The 18,226-nt window shown below is 70.3% G+C and carries 21 protein-coding genes; 8 read left to right on the forward strand and 13 right to left on the reverse strand.

All coding sequences use genetic code 11. The annotated features are described in order from the left end of the window. Positions 1–240 carry a hypothetical protein gene (locus tag AB0F10_RS00750; protein ID WP_360619542.1) on the forward strand — a complete coding sequence of 80 codons (240 nt, stop codon included), beginning with the start codon at positions 1–3 and terminating at the stop codon, positions 238–240. A gap of 110 nt (positions 241–350) precedes the next feature. Then, entirely contained in the window at positions 351–1,349 is a 999-nt protein-coding gene (locus tag AB0F10_RS00755; protein WP_360619544.1) for a sulfotransferase, read from the forward strand. A gap of 79 nt (positions 1,350–1,428) precedes the next feature. Here AB0F10_RS00755 and AB0F10_RS00760 read toward each other — a convergent pair whose 3' ends face one another. The 10 genes from AB0F10_RS00760 to AB0F10_RS00805 form a co-directional block, all read right to left on the reverse strand. Further along, a complete protein-coding gene (locus AB0F10_RS00760; protein WP_360619546.1) occupies positions 1,429–1,914 on the reverse strand; it encodes a hypothetical protein in 486 nt (161 codons plus the stop codon). A gap of 7 nt (positions 1,915–1,921) precedes the next feature. Further along, entirely contained in the window at positions 1,922–2,284 is a 363-nt protein-coding gene (locus AB0F10_RS00765; RefSeq protein WP_360619548.1) for a response regulator, read from the reverse strand. Further along, complete coding sequence (locus tag AB0F10_RS00770; RefSeq protein WP_360619549.1) at positions 2,281–2,760, reverse strand: chemotaxis protein CheX; 480 nt, start codon at positions 2,758–2,760, stop codon at positions 2,281–2,283. Before AB0F10_RS00770 ends, AB0F10_RS00765 begins: the two co-directional genes overlap by 4 nt. Next, on the reverse strand, positions 2,757–3,134 hold the full coding sequence (locus AB0F10_RS00775) for a response regulator (protein WP_360220349.1): 378 nt from the start codon (positions 3,132–3,134) through the stop codon (positions 2,757–2,759). Before AB0F10_RS00775 ends, AB0F10_RS00770 begins: the two co-directional genes overlap by 4 nt. A gap of 15 nt (positions 3,135–3,149) precedes the next feature. Continuing rightward, positions 3,150–3,995, reverse strand: a complete 846-nt coding sequence (locus AB0F10_RS00780) for a protein-glutamate O-methyltransferase CheR (RefSeq protein ID WP_360619550.1) — start codon at positions 3,993–3,995, stop codon at positions 3,150–3,152. Then, positions 3,992–5,176, reverse strand: coding sequence for a chemotaxis response regulator protein-glutamate methylesterase (locus AB0F10_RS00785; RefSeq protein WP_360619552.1), 1,185 nt, complete (start codon positions 5,174–5,176; stop codon positions 3,992–3,994). The genes AB0F10_RS00780 and AB0F10_RS00785 overlap by 4 nt, the downstream gene beginning before the upstream one ends. A 16-nt stretch (positions 5,177–5,192) precedes the next feature. Further along, positions 5,193–6,065 carry a hypothetical protein gene (locus tag AB0F10_RS00790; protein WP_360619553.1) on the reverse strand — a complete coding sequence of 291 codons (873 nt, stop codon included), beginning with the start codon at positions 6,063–6,065 and terminating at the stop codon, positions 5,193–5,195. After that, positions 6,065–6,502 carry a chemotaxis protein CheW gene (locus AB0F10_RS00795; protein WP_360619554.1) on the reverse strand — a complete coding sequence of 146 codons (438 nt, stop codon included), beginning with the start codon at positions 6,500–6,502 and terminating at the stop codon, positions 6,065–6,067. Before AB0F10_RS00795 ends, AB0F10_RS00790 begins: the two co-directional genes overlap by 1 nt. A 1-nt stretch (position 6,503) precedes the next feature. Continuing rightward, positions 6,504–8,831 carry a chemotaxis protein CheW gene (locus tag AB0F10_RS00800; RefSeq protein WP_360619556.1) on the reverse strand — a complete coding sequence of 776 codons (2,328 nt, stop codon included), beginning with the start codon at positions 8,829–8,831 and terminating at the stop codon, positions 6,504–6,506. An 85-nt stretch (positions 8,832–8,916) separates the two neighbouring features. Further along, complete coding sequence (locus tag AB0F10_RS00805; RefSeq protein ID WP_360619558.1) at positions 8,917–9,615, reverse strand: response regulator transcription factor; 699 nt, start codon at positions 9,613–9,615, stop codon at positions 8,917–8,919. 185 nt (positions 9,616–9,800) lie between these two features. Here AB0F10_RS00805 and AB0F10_RS00810 point away from each other — a divergent pair, with 185 nt between their 5' ends. Continuing rightward, the gene (locus AB0F10_RS00810) at positions 9,801–10,520 is read left to right on the forward strand and encodes a HAMP domain-containing sensor histidine kinase (RefSeq protein WP_360619560.1); all 720 of its coding nucleotides are present in this window, start codon (positions 9,801–9,803) and stop codon (positions 10,518–10,520) included. A 114-nt stretch (positions 10,521–10,634) separates the two neighbouring features. Further along, positions 10,635–11,156 (forward strand): CAP domain-containing protein, encoded by a 522-nt coding sequence (locus AB0F10_RS00815; protein ID WP_360619561.1) that lies wholly within the window; start codon positions 10,635–10,637, stop codon positions 11,154–11,156. A gap of 12 nt (positions 11,157–11,168) precedes the next feature. Here the strand turns inward: AB0F10_RS00815 and AB0F10_RS00820 are convergent, their stop codons facing one another. Then, positions 11,169–12,266, reverse strand: coding sequence for a UDP-N-acetylmuramate dehydrogenase (locus tag AB0F10_RS00820; RefSeq protein ID WP_360619563.1), 1,098 nt, complete (start codon positions 12,264–12,266; stop codon positions 11,169–11,171). A gap of 57 nt (positions 12,267–12,323) precedes the next feature. On the opposite strand from AB0F10_RS00820, the gene AB0F10_RS00825 reads away from it, so the two are divergent. From AB0F10_RS00825 to AB0F10_RS00835, 3 genes are all read left to right on the forward strand, one after another. After that, positions 12,324–13,085 (forward strand): maleylpyruvate isomerase family mycothiol-dependent enzyme, encoded by a 762-nt coding sequence (locus AB0F10_RS00825; protein ID WP_360619565.1) that lies wholly within the window; start codon positions 12,324–12,326, stop codon positions 13,083–13,085. Positions 13,086–13,268: 183 nt separating this feature from the next. Further along, the gene (locus AB0F10_RS00830; protein WP_360619566.1) at positions 13,269–14,696 is read left to right on the forward strand and encodes a GH1 family beta-glucosidase; all 1,428 of its coding nucleotides are present in this window, start codon (positions 13,269–13,271) and stop codon (positions 14,694–14,696) included. 4 nt (positions 14,697–14,700) lie between these two features. Beyond that, on the forward strand, positions 14,701–15,717 hold the full coding sequence (locus AB0F10_RS00835; RefSeq protein WP_360619568.1) for a LacI family DNA-binding transcriptional regulator: 1,017 nt from the start codon (positions 14,701–14,703) through the stop codon (positions 15,715–15,717). 12 nt (positions 15,718–15,729) lie between these two features. On the opposite strand, the gene AB0F10_RS00840 is transcribed toward AB0F10_RS00835, so the two are convergent. Both AB0F10_RS00840 and AB0F10_RS00845 read right to left on the reverse strand, forming a co-directional pair. Further along, positions 15,730–16,533 (reverse strand): EI24 domain-containing protein, encoded by an 804-nt coding sequence (locus AB0F10_RS00840; protein WP_360619570.1) that lies wholly within the window; start codon positions 16,531–16,533, stop codon positions 15,730–15,732. A 41-nt stretch (positions 16,534–16,574) separates the two neighbouring features. Further along, positions 16,575–17,021: a hypothetical protein gene (locus AB0F10_RS00845; RefSeq protein WP_360619571.1), complete on the reverse strand. Its 447-nt coding sequence runs from the start codon at positions 17,019–17,021 to the stop codon at positions 16,575–16,577. A 130-nt stretch (positions 17,022–17,151) separates the two neighbouring features. On the opposite strand from AB0F10_RS00845, the gene AB0F10_RS00850 reads away from it, so the two are divergent. Further along, complete coding sequence (locus AB0F10_RS00850) at positions 17,152–18,186, forward strand: hypothetical protein (protein WP_360619573.1); 1,035 nt, start codon at positions 17,152–17,154, stop codon at positions 18,184–18,186. The last annotated feature ends 40 nt before the right edge of the window (positions 18,187–18,226 follow it).

An 18,226-nucleotide genomic window follows, 5' to 3' on the forward strand; every position in this document is an offset into this window, starting at 1 on the left:
GTGATCCGGCCCTCCGTCCTGCTGTTCGCGCTGCTCATGAGCGCACCGGCGGTGTACCGCTACGTCGTCGACGAACTCGACCTCAGCCAGGTGCTGATCCGGTTCCTCATCGCCGTGCCGATCGCCGCGGTCCTGCTCGCCGGTTTGCGCTTCGTGACGGCCGGATACGGCAGGACGGAGGAGCAGGGCACCTCGGCGAACTCCACCCCGGCGGAGCCGGAGGCGGGCTCCGCGCCCTGAGGGGCATGTCCGCTTAAGGACGATTAGCGACACGCCTTGACAGTTCGTTAATAATTTACGATTCGTACGATATGTTACCGCTGGTGCGCGACTGCCCACCGGAGGTAACGGTGACCACTGACCGTCCGATCATCGTCGTCGGTTGCCCACGCTCTGGCACGACGATGCTCCAGCTCATGCTGCACGCACACCCGCGGATCGCGATCCCGCCGGAGACGCGGTTCATGCTCGCCGCGTACTGGGAACGGCGGAACTTCGGGGACCTGTCGGTGGCCGCCAACCGGCGCGCGCTGGCCGACTGGATCATCCATCGGCGCGAGACCCGCTTCTGCGACCTCGGGCTCGACGCCGACGACATCGCCGAGCGGATCACCGCCGGCCCGGGCACCCTCGGCTCCGCGCTGGGCACCGTCTTCCAGCGGTACGCGGCCCGTTTCGGCAAGCCGCGCTGGGGCGACAAGCGGCCGGCGTACCTGAACAACGTCGACATCCTGCTGCAGCTCTTCCCGGACGCCCAGTTCATCAACATCGTCCGGGACGGCCGGGACTGCGTGGCCTCGCTGAAGGAGATGTCCTGGCACCGCGAGGACATCTACGCGACCATCGCGGCCTGGTCCCGGGCCGTGGACGACGCCCGCCGGGCGGCCCGTCGCCTCGGCGCCGCGCAGTGGCACGAGGTGCGCTACGAGGACCTGGTCGCGGACCCGCACACCGTCCTCGCCGGCATGTGCGCCTACCTCGGCGAGGAGTACGACCCGGCCATGGCGCAGCCCTCGGCCGTGGCGGGCGTCGCGGTGCCGTCGTTCAAGACCTGGCACGCGCGTACGCACACGCCGGTGACGACGCAGCGGGTGCAGAGCTGGCAGACCCGGCTGACCGCCGAGGAGATCGCGCTCTGCGAGGCGGCCCTCGGGTCGCGGCTGGTGTCCCGCGGCTACGAGCTGTCCGGCACCGTACGCCCGGCCCCGGCGGAGCTGCTGCGGTACGGCCTGACGGCGGCGCCGCAGCGGTTCATCCCGGCGCGCCGCGGCCTGAGCCGGGCGGCGAACCGCCTGCGCGGCGACGACCTCGCCTACCTGCCGGGGCCGATCCCGCCCCAGCGCACCTGAACCTCGCGGGCAGATACGCCGAAGGGTGGAGGCACGGCGCCGTCCTCATCGCCGTGCGTCCACCCTCGAAGTATTTGCGTCAGACCAGCGAGAGCGAGAGCTTGCCCTTGCCGTAGCGGGCCACCTCAACGGTGAGATCGAGTCGCTTCCCGAGGGCGAGCAGATGCGCGCGCGCGTCGTTCGGCAGCTCCATGCCCGGATAGATCACCTGGTACAGCTTGACGTGCGGCGCGCCCTCCCGGTTGAGCAGGCTGGTCAGCACGTTGCACAGCTCGAAGACGTTCTCGGCCAGGTTCGGGAAGAGTTTCTCCTCCTCGATGCTGTCCTCCGCGGCGCCGGCCGGGAGCAGGCCGAGGGCGGCTCCGGCGTTGGCGGCCAGCGAGAGCTGCATGCCGAGCACCGCGTACAGCTGCTGGGAGGTGTCGGTATATACGGCGATCACACCGGTGGGCAGGTCCTCCGCGGTCATCGGGTCGCCCGAGGAGACGTTGACGTCCCTGCCGAGCAGGTCCTCGAAGAGATTGCGGACGGTGATGGAGGCGGGGATAACCGAGGTGTCAGACATAGCTATATCATCCCAAAATAGGTGAGAAGACCTCGTCAAAACGTTCGGCCGTGAACGGCTTCACGATGAAGAACGCCGAACCTGCGGCCTCTGCCGCCTGCTGCATCTCCGGCGTGCACTCCGACGTGACGAAGCCGAACTTCACGTCGTTGCCGGCCGCCCGCAGCTTGCGCAGGACCTCGATCCCGGTCAGCTCCGGCATGTTCCAGTCGGAGATGATCAGATCCGGCTTCTCCGAGTTCGCCTTGTCGACCGTCTCCTGGCCGTCGGCGGCCTCCACCAGGTCGTGATCGCCGAAACCCGCCTGCCGCAGGGTTCGAGTCACAATCTGCCGCATCACCCGGCTGTCGTCAGCGATCAGGATCTTCATGCTTTCGCCTCCTGCTTCACGCTCTGCCACATCGAGATCGACACCGGCTCGCCGTCCCAGACGCCGTAGAGGCCGGTGATCCGCTCGGCCGTCGGGTAGTACGACGCGGTGTCCGGCGCCAGCACCACCGTGGGCAGCGACAGGTAGCACCCGGCCGGCAGCATCGCCTTGACGTTGCCGCCGACGATGTTCGCCAGCTCACCGAGCACGTCGGAGAGATCGTCCTGGCTGACCTCGTCGGGCTCCATGGCGAGGAAGGCGGCGGCGGCCTTCTTCGCGGCGTCGCGCGTCGAGGCGAAGACCAGATGCCCGTGCCAGCTGCCGGTGATGGACACCGTCGAGTGCACCTCCGACAGCTGCTTCGCGTCTCCGTTCAGGACCAGCGGGTTGATGCCCTCCGGATCGAGATAGGAGACCCAGACCTGCTCCACCATCTCGGCAAGGTCGTCCTCGCCCACCAGGATTTCGGCACTCATGAGTTCGCTCCGGTCGGGACTAGGCCCAGGAGGGCCAGCTTTTCGATCATTGCCCCCTCGGTGAAGGGCTTGATCACATACTCGTGCGCTCCGGCGGCGAGTGCGCGGACGATCTGGCTTTGTTCACTCTCCGTCGTGACCATGACCAGCGTCATCTCACGCAGCCGCGGTTCGGCACGTACCTTGGTCACGAACTCGAGCCCGTTCATGTTGGGCATGTTCCAGTCGATGAGGGCCAGGTCCGGCACCTCGGTCATCGTGGCGAGCAGGTCGAGAGCCTCCTGACCGTCCCCTGCCTCGATCGCCTCGAAGTTCAGCTTGGCGACAATGCGCTTGAGAATCATGCGCATCGCGCGGGAGTCGTCGATCACCATGGCTCGCACCGCGGCTCACCCCTTCCTGGCGGCGCCGGCTGGCACCGCGCTACGCACTCGGTAGGCAGAGGTCCGGCCGGCCGCTACCCGTTCATAATTTTCGTCGATTCCGATGGTCGTCTCGGCCGCTCCGAGGAACAGCCAGCCGTCCGGTCGCAACAGCCGGGCGACGTTGTGCAACACCGACTTCTTCGTCGCGACGTCGAAGTAGATGAGTACATTTCTGAGAAAAATCACGTCGAACGGCGGCATCGACGGCAGCGGCGCGGTCAGGTTCATCAACCGGAACGAGACATTGCGCCGCAGCGCGGGGGTAATCCGCCAGTGCGCGCCCGCACGCTCGAAGTACTGGACCAGCTGCGCGGCCGGCAATCCGCGGTTGACCTCGACCTGGCTGTACTCGGCCGCCTCGGCCCGCTTGACCATCTCGGTGGAGATGTCGCTGCCCATGATCTCGTACGACCAGCCGGCCGGCAGGTTCTCCTGCAGCAGGATCGCGAGGCTGTACGCCTCCTGACCGCTGGAGCTCGCCGCCGACCAGATCCGCACCCGGCGGTTCGACGACCGGCTGCGCACCAGTTCCGGCAGCACCACGTCGGACATGGCCGTGAACGGCTCCCGGTCGCGGAACCACGAGGTTTCGTTGGTGGTCAGCGCGTCGATGATCCGCCGCTGGTCCGCGGGGTTCGGGCGGCGCTGCAGGTTCGCCAGGAACGCGGCGACGCTGGCCGCGCCGACCTGCCGGGCCACCGGGATGAGCCGCGCCTCGACCAGGTACTCCTTGCCGGGGGCGAGCACGATCGCCGCCTCCCGCCGGACCATGGCCGAGACGAACGCGAAGTCGGCTGCGGAGAGCGTCACCGGCTCACCGCCGTCGGCCGGGAGACGCGGCCCGTCTGGACCCGCTTGATCAGCACTGCGGCGATCCGGTCCAGGGGCAGAATCTCGTCGGCGAGACCCGCGCCGACCACCGCGCCGGGCATGCCCCAGACCACGGAACTGGCTTCGTCCTGGGCCATGATCTCGGCACCAGCCTCACGCAGCACCTTTGCACCACCCCGTCCGTCGTATCCCATGCCGGTAAGCACCGTGGCGAAAGCCGAGGCGCCGAAGAGGGCCGCCACCGAACGGAACATCACGTCGACCGCCGGACGGCAGGAGTTCTCCGGCGGCGCGCCGCTGAGCTGGATCACCGTCGCGGTGCTCCGGCGCTGCAGCACGAGGTGCTTGTCGCCCGGAGCGATGTAGACCGTGCCGGGGGCGAGTTCCATCCCGTCGCCGGCCTCGACCACCCGCAGCGGCGTGCTGCGGTCGAGCCGCTCGGCGAACATCTTGGTGAACACCGGCGGCATGTGCTGGGTGATCACGATCGGCACCGGCAGGTCCGACGGCAGCGCCTGCAGCACCTTGGTCAGGGCGTCGGGGCCGCCGGTCGAGGACCCGATCGCCAGGATGTCGACGCGTGCCGGCGGACCGCGCCGCACCGGGCGGGCCGGTCCGGTCACCGAGGTGCCGGGTCGTGACGACGTCAGGCCGGGGCGGCCGGGCACCACCGCGCCGGGGCGGGACCCGGGCGGCGGGGCCAGTCCCGGGCGGCCCGGGGGCGGACCGGGACGGGTCGGCGGCCCGGCCGGGGACCTGCGCCGGGCCAACGCGTGGATCTTGGGAATGAGCTGCTCGCGTACGGCCGCGATCGACTCCTGGATCGACCCGACGTTGCTCGGCTTGGTCACGTAGTCGGTGGCGCCGGCGGACAGCGCCTCCAGCGTCGCGCTCGCCCCGGCGGCCGACAGCGTGCTGAACATGATCACCGGGAGGTGCTTGTGCCGCTTGCGCAGCTCGCGAACCGCGGCGATCCCGTCCATCTGCGGCATCTCGATGTCCATCGTGACAACGTCCGGCTTGAGTTGATCGATCTTCGCCTGGGCGAGCAGACCGTTCGCGGCGGTGCCGACCACCTCGATGTCCGGCGCGCCGGTCAGCGAGTCGACGATGAGCCGGCGCACGACGACGGAGTCGTCGACGACCAGAACCCTGATCATTGCCTCACCCGGCCCTTCACCCGAGCCACGCCGGGCCGAGCGCCGCGACCACCGGCGCGAGCAACCGGTGGGCCGTGGCGGTGTCCAACAGATCCCGGACGACGAGTGCCTGCACCGCGCCGCTGAGCATGTTCCAGACGCCGCCCGCGCGGTCGGCCACCGGGATCGCGGCCGTGTCCATCGCCTGCACCAGCAGCATCTGTGCCGCCGCGGCGGTGCGCACCCGGTCCGACAGGTACGCGGCCCAGGACGCCGAGTGCACCGCCGGGGACCAGCCGCCGGCGTTGCGCCGCGCGTCCTCGGCGGATTGCAGCAGCCGGGTCAGGTCGTTGGCGCGCAGCGACCGGAGCCGGTCCAGCAGCGCGGACACCGCGTAGTGGTGCGGGCCCAGGTCGATCGGCTTGCCGGCGGGCAGCTTGCGAAGCGCCGACACCCACCCGGCGCCGAGCATCCGCCGGGTGGTGTCGTCCAGCACATCGCGCAGGTAGCTGGCCACGGCGGCGTCGCAGAGCAGCGCCGTCGCCGAGGCGGCGTCCTCGGTCTGCTTCGCGTCGCGGCCGGTGCCCTCCCAGGTCCAGGCCATCACGTCGTACCGCAGGCAGGTCAGCAGCGCGTCCACCGACCCGATCGGCGCCCGCTCCACCAGTGCGAGCGAGCTCGCCGGGTCGTCCGCCTTCATGCCCTTGAGGCTGGGCATCCGGCGTGCGGCACTCTCCACCTCGACCCAGAGCGGGCCGCGTACGCCCTCGTCGGGCAGCCGCTCGGCAAGCACCGGCAGGTCCCCGACGCCCATCCGCAGGGCGCGCAGCAGCACCTCGGCGGTGGCCGACCCGCCACCAAGGCGGGTGAGGTCGAAGCCGAGGACGGGGGCACTGACGAGGCTGTACATCAGGTGGTGGCTCGATAGGTGTCGACCGCCTGGTTGACGTCGAGGGCGAGCATCAGCCGCCCGTCCAGCTTGAACGTGCCGACCACGAGCTCCCGGGTCGGGCCGCTGAGCGTGTCCGGCGGCGGCTCGAACGCGTCGTCGTCGAGGTCGACGACCTCGCCGATCCGGTCGACGAGCAGGCTGACCGGCTCGCCGTCACCGCGCAGGATCACGTTCATCACCGGTCCCTCCATGGACTGCCGGGGCAGGCCCAGCTGCACCCGCAGGTCCACCGCGGCGATCACCTGACCGCGCAGGTTGAACAGCCCGCCGACGGCCGGCGGCGCGAGCGGCACCGGGGTGTACTCGTTGTACGAGAGCACCTCCTGGACCGTGTCGACCTCGACGCCGAATAGTTGATCTGCCACCTCGAACGTGGCGAACTGACGGCTTGCCATATCAGGCCTCCACCAGGATCTCGGTCGACTCGGTGTAGAAGTTCGGATCGGCGGCGAGGATGGCGCGGCGCACGTCGAGCAGCTCGGTCACCCGCTGCTGGATCACCGCGGTGCCGACCAGGCCGTCCTCCTCCGCCTCGCGGCGCGCCGTCGTCGAATTCTCGGCGATGTCGACGATCCGGTCCACGACCAGGGCGACGCTGCGCTGGCCCTCGCTGTACACGACCACGGACACGGTCTCGCTCTCCTCCATCTCGCTGTACGCCCCGAGCAGGTGGGACAGGCGCACGAGCGGCAGAATCTGCCCCCGGTACTGCACGACCTCGCGGGAACCGGCGTGCTCGATGCGCTCCCGCGGGAACTCCTCGAGCCGGGTGACCGCGTCCAGCGGAATCGCGACCCGGCGTTCGCCGACCGCGGTGACCAGCAGGCGCTCGCCCGTTCCGGCGCCGGCGGCGGCGCGCGACGTGCCGACCACGCTCTCCCGGTCGGACTCGGCCGTGAGGTGCGAGCGGCGGGCCAGCGAGGAGATGTCGAGGATGAGGCCGACCTTGCCGTCGCCGAGGATCGTGGCGCCGGCGTACAGGCCGATGTCCTTGAAGCGGCTGTTGAGCGCCTTGACCACGACCTCTTCGGTGTTGAGGACGCGGTCCACGACCAGCCCGAAGCGGCGCCCGTCGGCGTGCAGCACCATGATGTAGACGCCCTGGTCGCCGCCGACGTCCAGGCCGAGGGCCCGGTCCAGGCGGACCAGCGGCAGCAGCTTGCCGCGCAGCCGGTAGACCGGCGCGCCGGAGGCGTACTCGATCTTGGTGGACTGGCCGTCGATGAAGACCAGCTCCAGCACCGCGACCTGCGGCACCACGTAGCGCTGTTCGCCGCAGTCGACGGTCAGCGCCTGGATGATCGCCAGGGTAAGCGGGATGGTGAGGCGCCAGACCGTGCCCTCGCCCAGCGTCGAGTCGACGCTGACCGCGCCGCCGATCCGCTCGATGTTGGTCTTGACCACGTCCATGCCGACGCCGCGGCCGGACACGTTCGTCACCTTCGCCGCGGTGGAGAAGCCCGGCTGGAAGACCATGGCCATGATCTCGCGCTTGTCCATGGTGGCGACCTGCTCGGGGCGGAGCAGGCCCTTCTCGATCGCCTTCGCGGCGATCCGGTTCACGTCCATGCCCGCACCGTCGTCGGCCACGTCGACCGCGACGTGCCCGCCCTCGTGGTAGGCCCGCAGGGTCAGCGTGCCCTCCGGCGACTTGCCGGCGGCGACCCGCGTGGCCGAATCCTCGATGCCGTGGTCGACGGCGTTGCGCACCAGGTGGGTCAGCGGGTCCTTGACCGCCTCCAGCAGGCTGCGGTCGAGCTCGGTCTCCTTGCCCTCCATGACCAGCTCGACCTTCTTGCCGAGCGACTGGCTCAGGTCGCGGATGACCCGGGGCAGCTTCGACCAGATGTGCTCGATCGGCTGCATCCGGGTCTTCATGATGCCCTCTTGCAGCTCACTGGTGATCATGCCGAGCCGCTGGGCGCTACGGACCAGGCCGGAGTCGCCGGTGTCCATCACGCCGCGTACCAGCTGGTTGCGCGCGAGGACCAGCTCGCCGACCAGGTTCATCAGGCCGTCCAGCAGGTCGACGTCGACCCGGATCGCGCTGTCGGCGACGCTGCGCTTGGGCGCCTGCGCCTGCAGTGCCTCGGTGACCGCCGCCGGGGCGGCCTTGCCCTCCTCCAGCAGGATCGCGCCGAGCTTGCGCTCGTCGCCCTCGAGCTGCTGCTGCAGCGCGGAGCCGACGTCGCTGGGCGCGGCCGCGCCGGACTCGACGAGCATCTCGCCGAGCGGCTTGCGCTGCCCCTCGACGGGCTCGGGCGCCGGGCGTGCGGGCATCTCGGCGAGCGGTTCCGGCGCCTCGGCGGGCTTCGCCGGTGCGGCGACGGCCTCGCCTGGCGCGTTCATCTGGGCGTGCACCGCAACGATGATGGCGTCGACGTCGACTTCGCCCTCGTTGCCGTCCTGCTCGATCGACTCGAGCAGCGCGCGGACGCCGTCGATCGTGGCGAGCAGGGTCGTGATCGTGGTCGGCGTCACCGGCTGCACGCCGTCGCGCAGCCTGGACAGCAGGGACTCACCGGCGTGGGCGAGCGTCTCGAGCCGGGTGAAGGCCAGGAACCCGCTAGTGCCCTTGATCGTGTGGATGGCCCGGAAGATGCGTGAGATCAGGTCACGCGACCCCGGCTCCTGTTCGAGTGCGACGAGATCCCGGTCGATCTGATCCAGGTTCTCGTGGCTTTCCATGAGGAACTCGCCGACGATCTCACCAAGGTCTTCCACGGACTACCTCCTGCTCGTTTCCCACTGCCCTCATCGACCCACCGTCCCCTCATCTGAGGACACCCGGACTGCTACCTCGACCGGCTCAGGTGTCACCCCCCGCTCGCCGGTAGCGGTAGCCGAATCCACGGACGGACTCGATCGGTGACTCATCGGGATCCGACCAGCCGAGCTTGCGACGCAGGCGCAGGACGGCGAACTTGACCCGCTCCTGGCCGATGCCGGTCGGGTCGTCCCACGCCTGGGTGAGCAACTGGTTCGGGCTGAGCACCGCGCCCGCGTGCCGAACCAGGGCGTTGAGCAGCCGAAACTCGGTGGGAGTCAGCCGTTTCTCGTCTCCCTTGACGTAGACCCTGCGCTTGGTCGGGTCCAGGTGCACCAGCCCGTCGTCGTAGATCTGGCTGGCCCAGCTGTTCTGCCCGCTGGACGCGCGGCGCAGCAGCGCCTCGACCCGGGCGAGCAGCTCGTTGTTGGCGAACGGCTTGGTGAGGTAGTCGTCGGCGCCGCCGCGCAGGCCGCGTACCTTCTCGGCCTCCTGGCCGTGCGCGGTGAGCACCAGGACCGGCACGTCCGATACGTCCCGGAGCCGCTCCAGCACCTGCCAGCCGTCCATCTCCGGCAGGCCGACGTCGAGTACCACCAGGTCGGGGTGTTCGGCGTACGCCTCCTTGAGGCCGGCGCGGCCGTCGCCGGCGTGCGCCACCTCGTAGCCGGCGCGGCTGAACAGCAGCCGCAGGGCCAACGCGATGTCCGGGTCGTCCTCGACCACGAGCAGTCTGCTCATGCTCTTATCACCGTGACCCCCAAACGCTGCGTCGCCAGACGCGGCTGCCGGCCGCCGCGGCACGTGGGCGGCTTCGGTCAGCGTCTTGCCTGCGCCCCCCGCGAACGCGGGGGGCGAAAAGATGAAATGTCCAAAACCACGATAGCGTGGCGTATCCGTTCATATACGGAAAGTTATAGTTCAGCGTGCGCCAGACCCCCGCCCCTGATACGCCGCCGCAGACACTGTCGGGCGCGGCCCCGCAGGCCCGGTTCCTCGCGGTCATCTCGCACGAGTTGCGGACGCCGCTGACCACCATCGCGTCGTTCACCGAAAGCCTCGACACGGACAGCCTCGCGCCGGCCGAACGCTCGGTCGCGCTGGCGGCCGTGCGCCGCAACACCGACCGGATGCTCGCCCTGGTCGAGGACCTCATGGTGGTCAGCCGGCTGCAGACCGGCGATCTCGAGCTGCGGCGCACCGGCGTCGACCTTCCCGCGCTGATCGCGCAGGCCGCCGAGTTGCTGGCCAGCCGCGAGCCGTACACGGACGCGACCGTGCGGGCCGGCGCCGGGCCGGGGCTGGTCGCCGACGCCCCGCTGCTGCGGGACCTCTTCTATGCGGTGATCGGCACGGTGGCCAGCGGGGCCGCTGACCGGTCCGCCACGGTCCACGCCTCGGCAGGGCCGCAGGGCTGGACGGTGCGGGTGACCGCCCGGCAATCCGAGCAGCTCACGGACGAGCACCTGATGGCCGGGATGCTGGCCCTGCCCGACCCGCCGCATCGCCGGCGCAGCACCGCGGTGTGGATGCTGCTCGCCGAGGCGATCGCCGCACGGCACGGCGGCTCCGCACAACTGACATACGCCCCCGAGGAGGGCGCGGGTGCCGAGATCAGGCTTCCGCCCACCATCCCCACAGGCTAACAACTTACAGGGTCGATACGTTGTAAACAGTCAAACAAGGGACATACAGCCGAAAAGCCGATCCGATAACCATGCCGGGCGAACAGGCGCCCGACGTGGATCGGGAGGCTGTAAGTGTTCGGTTCCGTACGACGTCTCGCCCTTGTCGTGGCCGCGCCGGCCGCGCTGTTAGGGATCGCGGCGATACCCACGTACGCCGAGACCACGGTCCCGGCGGTCGCGGCCGCCAGAGGCGAAGCCGCTCCGGCCACTTACCCGGCGCTCGGCGACGAGGTGTTCGCGCTGACCAACGAGGAGCGGATCCGCAACGGCTGCGCCCCGCTCACCGAGGACGAGGAGCTGACCGTCGCCGCCGTCCGGCAGAGCCACTACATGGCCGCCACCGGCGACTTCGGCCACTTCGGCTGGCACGGCTCGACCCTTCGCAGCCGCTCCCGCGCCGCCGGCTATCACGCCGTGGCGGGCGAGAACGTCGCGCACGGCTTCACCGGGAGCCGGCAGGTCATGGCGGCCTGGATGGCCAGCCCGCCGCACCGGGCCAACATCCTCAACTGCGGCGTACGGGCGATCGGCGCGGGCGTGCAGCGCGCCGCGAACGGCACCTACTACTGGACCCAGGTCTTCGGCTGGCGCTAGCGCGGGCCGAAGCTAGAGGACGCAGTTGACCAGGACCGGTTCGGGATGCAGGACGACGCCGAACCGGTCCCGTACGCCGTCGCGGATCTCCCTGGCCAGGTCCAGCAGGGCCGCCGTCGTGCCGCCGCCGCGGTGGGTCAGCGCGAGCGTGTGCTTCGAGGAGATCGCCACGCCGCCGGCGCCGCCGTAGCCCTTGCCGAAGCCCGCCCGCTCGATCAGCCAGGCGGCCGGGACCTTGACCGTGCCGTTCGGCGCCGGCCAGCTCGGCGGCTCGCCCGCGTCGGCGAGCCGGTCCTGCACCGCGGCCCACTCCTGCGCCGACAGCACCGGGTTGGTGAAGAAGGAGCCCACCGACCGGGTGTCCGGGTCCTCCGGGTCGAGCACCATGCCCTTGCCCGCGCGCAGCTTCAGCACCGTCTCGCGCACCCGCGCCGCGCCGGCCCGGTCACCGACCTCGACCCCCAGCTGACGGGCCAGTTCGACGTACCGGACCGGGGCCGACTCGGCGGCGACCTCGAGGCGGAAATCGACCTCGAGCACCACCCAGCGGTCGCTGTGCTTGAAAATGCTCGACCGGTAGGCAAATCCGCACTCCGGCAGCGAGAGCGCCCGCACCTCGTCCTGGTGCCGGTCGTAGACGTGCACCGCCTCGATGGTGTGCGCGACCTCCTGGCCGTAGGCGCCCACATTCTGGATCGGGGTCGCGCCGGCCGAGCCGGGGATGCCGGACAGCGCCTCGAGGCCGGAGAGGCCCCGCTCGATCGTGTCCGCGACGAATTCGTCCCAGGGCTCCCCGGCGGCCACCCGCACGAGCATGCCGCGCGAGTCCCGGTCGATCACCCGCACCCCACGCGTGCGCAGCAGCAGCACCTTGCCGGGGAATCCCGCGTCACCGATCACGACGTTGCTTCCGCCGGCCAGGACGAGCACGGATTGCGCCTTGGCGGCGGCAGCCCGTACGGTTGTCACCACTTCGTCCGTTTCCGACAGCACGGCCAGAGCGCCTGCGGGGCCGCCGAGGCGTAGCGTCGTGTACGCCCCTAGCGAACTGGCATGCGCTGCGGATGCGGCGGTTGGGTGGTCAGCACTAACGTCAGGCACGACGTTCACCCTAGGCCGCGGGCCCGGGGTGTATTCCGGTGGTCCTCCTCGATCGGGAGAAGGCTGATGAACAGGCTGCACGCGACGAAGGACTTCTGGCTCGCCGCCCTGCGCGCCGACGGGCCGGCGTTCCAGGATGCCGTCGCCGAGACGGGCCCCGACGCCGCGGTGCCCCGGTGTCCGGGATGGACGGTGGCCGATCTCACCGAGCATGTCACCACCACCCTGCGCTGGGTGCGCGCGCTGGCGCCGCGCGGCGTGATCGACCGGCCCGACGACCCGGTGATCTTCGAGCCCCGCCCCGCCTGGCCCGAGGCGCTCGACCACCTGCGCCGGGAGATGACCGGCACGATCGAGACGCTCGACGCGCTCGACCCCGACCTGCCGTCCTGGACCTGGCCGGCGCAGGCCCGCAAGGCCGGCTTCTGGCAGCGCCGGATGGCGCACGAGATCTCGGTGCACCGCTGGGACGCCGAGTCCGCGGCCGGTCGCGCCCTGCCGATCGAGACGAAGCTCGCCGCGGACGGCGTCAACGAGGTGATCGACACCTGGCTGCCCGCCGGCCGCCGCAAGGGCCCCACCGACCTGCACGGCGTGGTCCACCTCATCGCCACCGATGCGAGCTATGAGTGGTTCGTCCGGTTACGCGGCGCCGGCATCTCGCTCCTCGACACCGGAACGATCCTAGATTCGGACGATCACCACCCGCGCGCGGAGGCTGCCGGCACCGCCAGCGACGTCCTGCTGGCACTTATGGGGCGAATCGATCCGGACAATCTAGTCGTTACCGGCGATCCGCGCCTGATTAGCGCGCTTCGCACCGGTTAGTCCCGTCCCATCATCCGGACGGTGTTCCGCAACTTTCGGATGGCTCCCGAGAACGCTATTGGCTCTACGCTGTACCGGTTAAGGGCGGTCATTTTCCGGCCGCCCGTCACAGTCCCGCCGCTGATCAAGCCGGTCGGCGCGGCCCGGCTCGGCAGCGGCGGATCACGCAGGGAGCGGTGAAGGATGACGGCAACCGTCTCGGTGGAGTCGAGCAACGAACCACTGGCACCGGGGGCGCGATTCCCGGACGGCTTCATCTGGGGCGCCGCGACGGCGTCGTACCAGATCGAGGGCGCGGTACTCGAGGACGGCCGGGGGCCGTCCATCTGGGACACGTTCAGCCGTACGCCGGGCCGGGTGCACGCCGGGCACACCGGCGACGTGGCGTGCGACCACTACCACCGCTACGTCGAGGACGTCGCGATGATGGCCGATCTCGGACTGGCCTCGTACCGGTACTCGATCGCCTGGCCGCGCATTCAGCCCGACGGCACCGGCCCGGTCAACACCCGCGGGCTGGACTTCTACGACCGGCTGACGGACGAGCTGATCGGCAAGGGCATCGACCCGGTCATCACGCTCTACCACTGGGATCTGCCGCAGAGCCTCGAGGACCGCGGCGGCTGGACCGTCCGCGACACCGCCGAGGCCTTCGCCGAGTACGCCCAGATCGTGCACTCCCGCCTCGGCGACCGGGTGCGCACCTGGACCACGCTGAACGAGCCGTGGTGCTCGGCCTACCTGGGCTACGGCAGCGGCCGGCACGCGCCGGGCGTGCGGAACCCGGCCTCGGTCTTCAAGGCCGTGCATCACCTGCTGCTGGGCCACGGCCTCGCCGCCCGGGCCCTGCGCTCGGCCGGGGCGCAGAGCGTCAGCATCACGCTGAACCCGGCCGCGGTGCTGCCGATGGACCCGGAGAACTCCGCCGACGTCGAGGCCGCCCGGATCGTCGACGGCCTCAACAACCGGATCTTCCTGGACCCCCTGCTGCGCGGGCAGTACCCGGACGACATGCGCGAGCACATGGCCCGCTTCGTCGACCTGTCGTTCATCCGGGACGGCGACGAGGCGATCATCAACGCGCCCATCGACGTGCTGGGCGTCAACTTCTACACGCCGACGTACGTGTCGGCGAAGCCCGGCACCCCCGCCGCGCTGGACGCACCGGGCACCGAGGGCGTCGCCTTCCGCGAGCCGGTCGGCCCGGTCACCGACATCGGCTGGCAGATCGAGCCGGCCGCGCTGACCCGGCTGCTGGACCGGATTCACCGGGACTATCCCGGCACCCCGATGATGATCACCGAGAACGGCGCGTCGTACTCCGACGGACCGGCCGAGGACGGCGCGGTCCACGACACCGACCGCATCGAGTATCTGGACGGGCATCTGCGCGCCTGTCTCGATGCCATTTCCCACGGCGTTGACCTTCGGGGATACTTCGCGTGGTCGTTGATGGACAATTTCGAATGGGCCGAGGGGTACGCCAAGCGATTCGGCCTGGTGCACGTGGACTACACCACGCAGCAGCGGGTGCCGAAGAACAGCGCGCGGTGGTACCAGGAGGTGATCCGGCGAAACGGTCTCACCGACCAGGGCCGGATCGGGGAGTGAGCTGATGGTGACGCGGGAGCGACCGACTCTTGAGGCCGTGGCCAGGCGCGCCGGTGTCTCGAGGGCGACCGTCTCCCGCGTCGTCAACGGGTCGACCACGGTCGCCGTGGCGATCCGTGACGCGGTCAAGCAGGCCGTCGAGGAGCTGGGCTACGTGCCCAACCAGGCCGCGCGCAGCCTGGTCACCCAGCGCACCGAGTCGATCGCGCTGATCCTGCCGGAGACGGCGAACCGGGTCTTCTCCGACGACCTGTTCTTCCCCGCGGTGATCCGCGGGGTGAGCATGGAGCTCGACGCGGCCGACAAGCAACTGGTGCTGATGATGGCGGGCTCGGCGGCCAGCCACGACCGGGTCGAGCGTTACGCGATGGCCGGCCACGTCGACGGCGTCATGTTCGCCTCGATGCACGGCGCCGACCCGCTGCCCGGCACGCTCGCCCGGCTCGGCATCCCGGTCGTCTGCAGCGGCCGCCCGATGACCCCGGCCGAGCTTCCGGTGCCGTACGTGGACGTGGACCACGTCGGCGGCGTCGGCAAGGCGGTCCGGCACCTGCTGAGCACCGGGCGGCGCAGGATCGCCACCATCGCCGGGCCGCAGGACATGATCGCCGGAATAGACCGGCTGACCGGATACCAGGACACGCTGCGCGACGCGGGGCTGGCCGAGCACGTCGCCGTCGGCGACTTCACCCGCGAGTCCGGTCTGCGCGCGATGCGCCAGCTGCTCGCCGACGACCCGGAACTGGACGCGGTCTTCGTGGCCTCCGACATGATGGCCCACGGCGCGCTGCAGGCGCTCAAGGACGCGGGCCGCCGGGTCCCCGCGGACGTCGCGGTGATCGGCTTCGACGACTTCGAGATCAGCCGGCTCAGCGACCCGCCGCTGACCACGGTCCGCCAGCCGATAGTCGACATGGGCCGGACGATGGCGCGTCAGATGCTCGGCCTGGTCAACGACCGGCCGACGGAGCCGGACGCCGTCGTCCTGCCCACCGAGCTGGTGGTGCGCGCCTCGGCCTGAGGCCGGAAGGCGTCAGAGGGACGGCAACGTCGTGATCTCGATGGGCAGCCCGAGGGACCTGCGGGCGAGCAGGGTGCCGCCGACCACCGCGGCCGGCATCACCAGCACGGCACCCAGCGGGATCAGGAAGCAGGCGAAGACCGCCACCCCGAAACCGAGGGCGAGCGGACGATGGCCGCGCAGCGCCGCCCGGCGGTGCCGCAGGCGCTGACCCCGCCGCTGGAACGGCACCCCGGTCAACTCGACGGCGAGCAGCCAGCCGCCGACCGCGCCGCCGATCACCGGGACCACCGTCTGGCCGACGACCGGGATGAAGCCGGCCAGGAACAGCGGGATGCCGAAGAGGACGGAGAGCCCGATCAGGCGCAACGAGTCCACCAGGCTGCGGGCCAGCGAGCGGGCCACCGACACCTCGACCTCGTCCCGCACGCCGCCGAGGCGGGATTCGACCAGGCCGGAGATCTTCTCGTAGAACGGGTCGCCGATCAGCAGCGTGACCGCGGTGAAGGTGAGCACGCCGAACAGGCCGCCGAACCCGATCAGGGCCACGCCGGCGAGCACCCGGATCAGGTCGCGCCAGGCGCTCGACCAGTCGTCGGCGAACCAGGTGACCGTCGCGGACAGGTCACCCACGTAAGCGATCAGGGCGGCCAGCGCGGCGGCGTACAGGATGCCGGAGATCAGGGCCGGGAGCAGGCCCAGGCCGAGCATCCGGGGGTTGCGCAGCACCAGGACCACGCCACGGCCGAGCAGGCCCGCGCCGGTGGCGAACTGGCGGACGGCGCCGCCGGTCGCCGCCGCCCCTTTTCCGGCCACGGACCGCAGCTGATTCGAGTTACTTCCCACGGTCCGCGAGCTTAGGACCCCCGGACCAGTCGCGCATCGCTGAGGCCGGAGACCTCCGGATCGGCGCTCTCGCTCGGGTCCGTCGCGGACGGGCTCGGCGGGGTGACGATCGCGGTCGGGGTCGGCACCGGCGGCAGCAGCGTCAGACCCGGCGACGGTGTGACCGGCACCACTATGGACGTCGCGGGCAGGCTGGGCAGCACGATGACGGCCTCCCGGGTGGCCAGGGTCGACTCCACGGCGACCGGCTTCGTGGTCGGCGGCGACCAGTCGGCGATCCGCCCGGACGCCGGTGACTTGGCCCTGGCGGGCGCGACACCGATGCCGCCGGCCCCGCCGGGCGCGCTCACCGCCGGCGTCATGGGTGCCGGCGTGCCGAGCGTCCAGCCGACGGTGACGGCGAACGGGAGGCCGAGGGTGATCAGGCCGAAAAAGATGGGTTTGGGGGAAAGCCGCACGTAATGAACACCGTTTCAGTACCCGAAAAGTTACGGCTCAAAGCGATCTACCCACTTGATCGATACCTCGCCGGCCCGGTACTGTCCATCGGCTCGCATCGAATGCGAACCATTTTCCACGGGGAGCGAAATGGATTCCGGACGACCGCGCGGTCTCGCCGCGCTGCTGACTCTCGCCCTGAGCGCCGGAACGGTGGCCGGTGCCGGCCTGCTCGGCTCTCCGGCCTGGGCCGCCGACCCGTTGACTGGCACGTTCAACCTCGACAGCACCAGCATCTGGACCGGGCAGCAGGTGACGCTGGCGCAGGTGGGCGAGGTCGCGAACGACCCCACCCCGGAGACGCCGGCCCAGGTCTCGATCAACTGGGGTGACGGCAACACCGACACCACCACCGCCGCGGACGCCAACAAGGTGAAGCACCACTACTCGGCGGTCGGCTCCTACCCGGTTGCGGTGACCCTGAGGGACACCCCGGGTGACGAGGCTCAGCCCGTCGCCGTCAGCACGGTGACCGTCGCGGCCGTGCCCGGCCTGTACAAGTTCGACCCGACCTGGAACTGGACCTGGGCCGGCGGCGGCCACAGCGCAAAGTTCGTGCTGAGCGGCGTGCCCGCGAACGCCACCCGGGTCTGGGTGAACTGGGGCGACGACGAGGTCAGCCTGCTGTCCAGGAGCACCCTCTCGACGACCCACAACTACGGCCCCGGCACCTTCACGGCGTACGTCACCCTGGAGAACGCGCAGGGCAAGTCGGAAGCGAAGCGGACCAGCACTTACCAGACGCGGGTCGACACCATCGTGCCCACGGCCACCCTCAAGGTGCCGAGCAGCCCGACCAAGGCCGCGTCCTGGAAGACGGTTCAGGGCACCGCCAAGGACGGCCAGATCGGCATGGACGCGGTCGGCGTGCAGCTGTTCAAGTGGAGCACCACGACCGACTACTACTACAACTTCACCACCAAGAAGTGGGTCAAGTACAACCCGGGCAGCACCACGATCCCGAACGCGGCCCTCGCCTGGCGCACTGTGGACTCGGCCGGCGTCTGGAAGGTCGCCGTGGCCGGCCTCTCGAAGGGTTACACCCTCGAGGTCGACTACTTCGCGCTCGACCGGGCCGGGAACGCCAGCCCCTGGAAGTGGAGGGCGCAGAAGCTCACCAGCTGAGCTCCTGAGCGGACAGAAAACAGCCCGGGCCCCGGCCCGG

Source organism: Actinoplanes sp. NPDC026623, assembly GCF_040638275.1.
Lineage (GTDB): Bacteria > Actinomycetota > Actinomycetes > Mycobacteriales > Micromonosporaceae > Actinoplanes.

Bases quoted from the DNA above. Each gene is read 5' to 3' on its own strand.
- AB0F10_RS00795 (WP_360619554.1), bottom strand. From the start codon at position 6,502: ATGGCAAGCCGTCAGTTCGCCACGTTCGAGGTGGCAGATCAACTATTC.
- AB0F10_RS00775 (WP_360220349.1), bottom strand. From the start codon at position 3,134: ATGGTGATCGACGACTCCCGCGCGATGCGCATGATTCTCAAGCGCATT.
- AB0F10_RS00790 (WP_360619553.1), bottom strand. From the start codon at position 6,065: ATGTACAGCCTCGTCAGTGCCCCCGTCCTCGGCTTCGACCTCACCCGC.
- AB0F10_RS00760 (WP_360619546.1), bottom strand. From the start codon at position 1,914: ATGTCTGACACCTCGGTTATCCCCGCCTCCATCACCGTCCGCAATCTC.
- AB0F10_RS00785 (WP_360619552.1), bottom strand. From the start codon at position 5,176: ATGATCAGGGTTCTGGTCGTCGACGACTCCGTCGTCGTGCGCCGGCTC.
- AB0F10_RS00850 (WP_360619573.1), top strand. From the start codon at position 17,152: ATGGATTCCGGACGACCGCGCGGTCTCGCCGCGCTGCTGACTCTCGCC.
- AB0F10_RS00830 (WP_360619566.1), top strand. From the start codon at position 13,269: ATGACGGCAACCGTCTCGGTGGAGTCGAGCAACGAACCACTGGCACCG.
- AB0F10_RS00805 (WP_360619558.1), bottom strand. From the start codon at position 9,615: ATGAGCAGACTGCTCGTGGTCGAGGACGACCCGGACATCGCGTTGGCC.
- AB0F10_RS00770 (WP_360619549.1), bottom strand. From the start codon at position 2,760: ATGAGTGCCGAAATCCTGGTGGGCGAGGACGACCTTGCCGAGATGGTG.
- AB0F10_RS00825 (WP_360619565.1), top strand. From the start codon at position 12,324: ATGAACAGGCTGCACGCGACGAAGGACTTCTGGCTCGCCGCCCTGCGC.
- AB0F10_RS00765 (WP_360619548.1), bottom strand. From the start codon at position 2,284: ATGAAGATCCTGATCGCTGACGACAGCCGGGTGATGCGGCAGATTGTG.
- AB0F10_RS00835 (WP_360619568.1), top strand. From the start codon at position 14,701: ATGGTGACGCGGGAGCGACCGACTCTTGAGGCCGTGGCCAGGCGCGCC.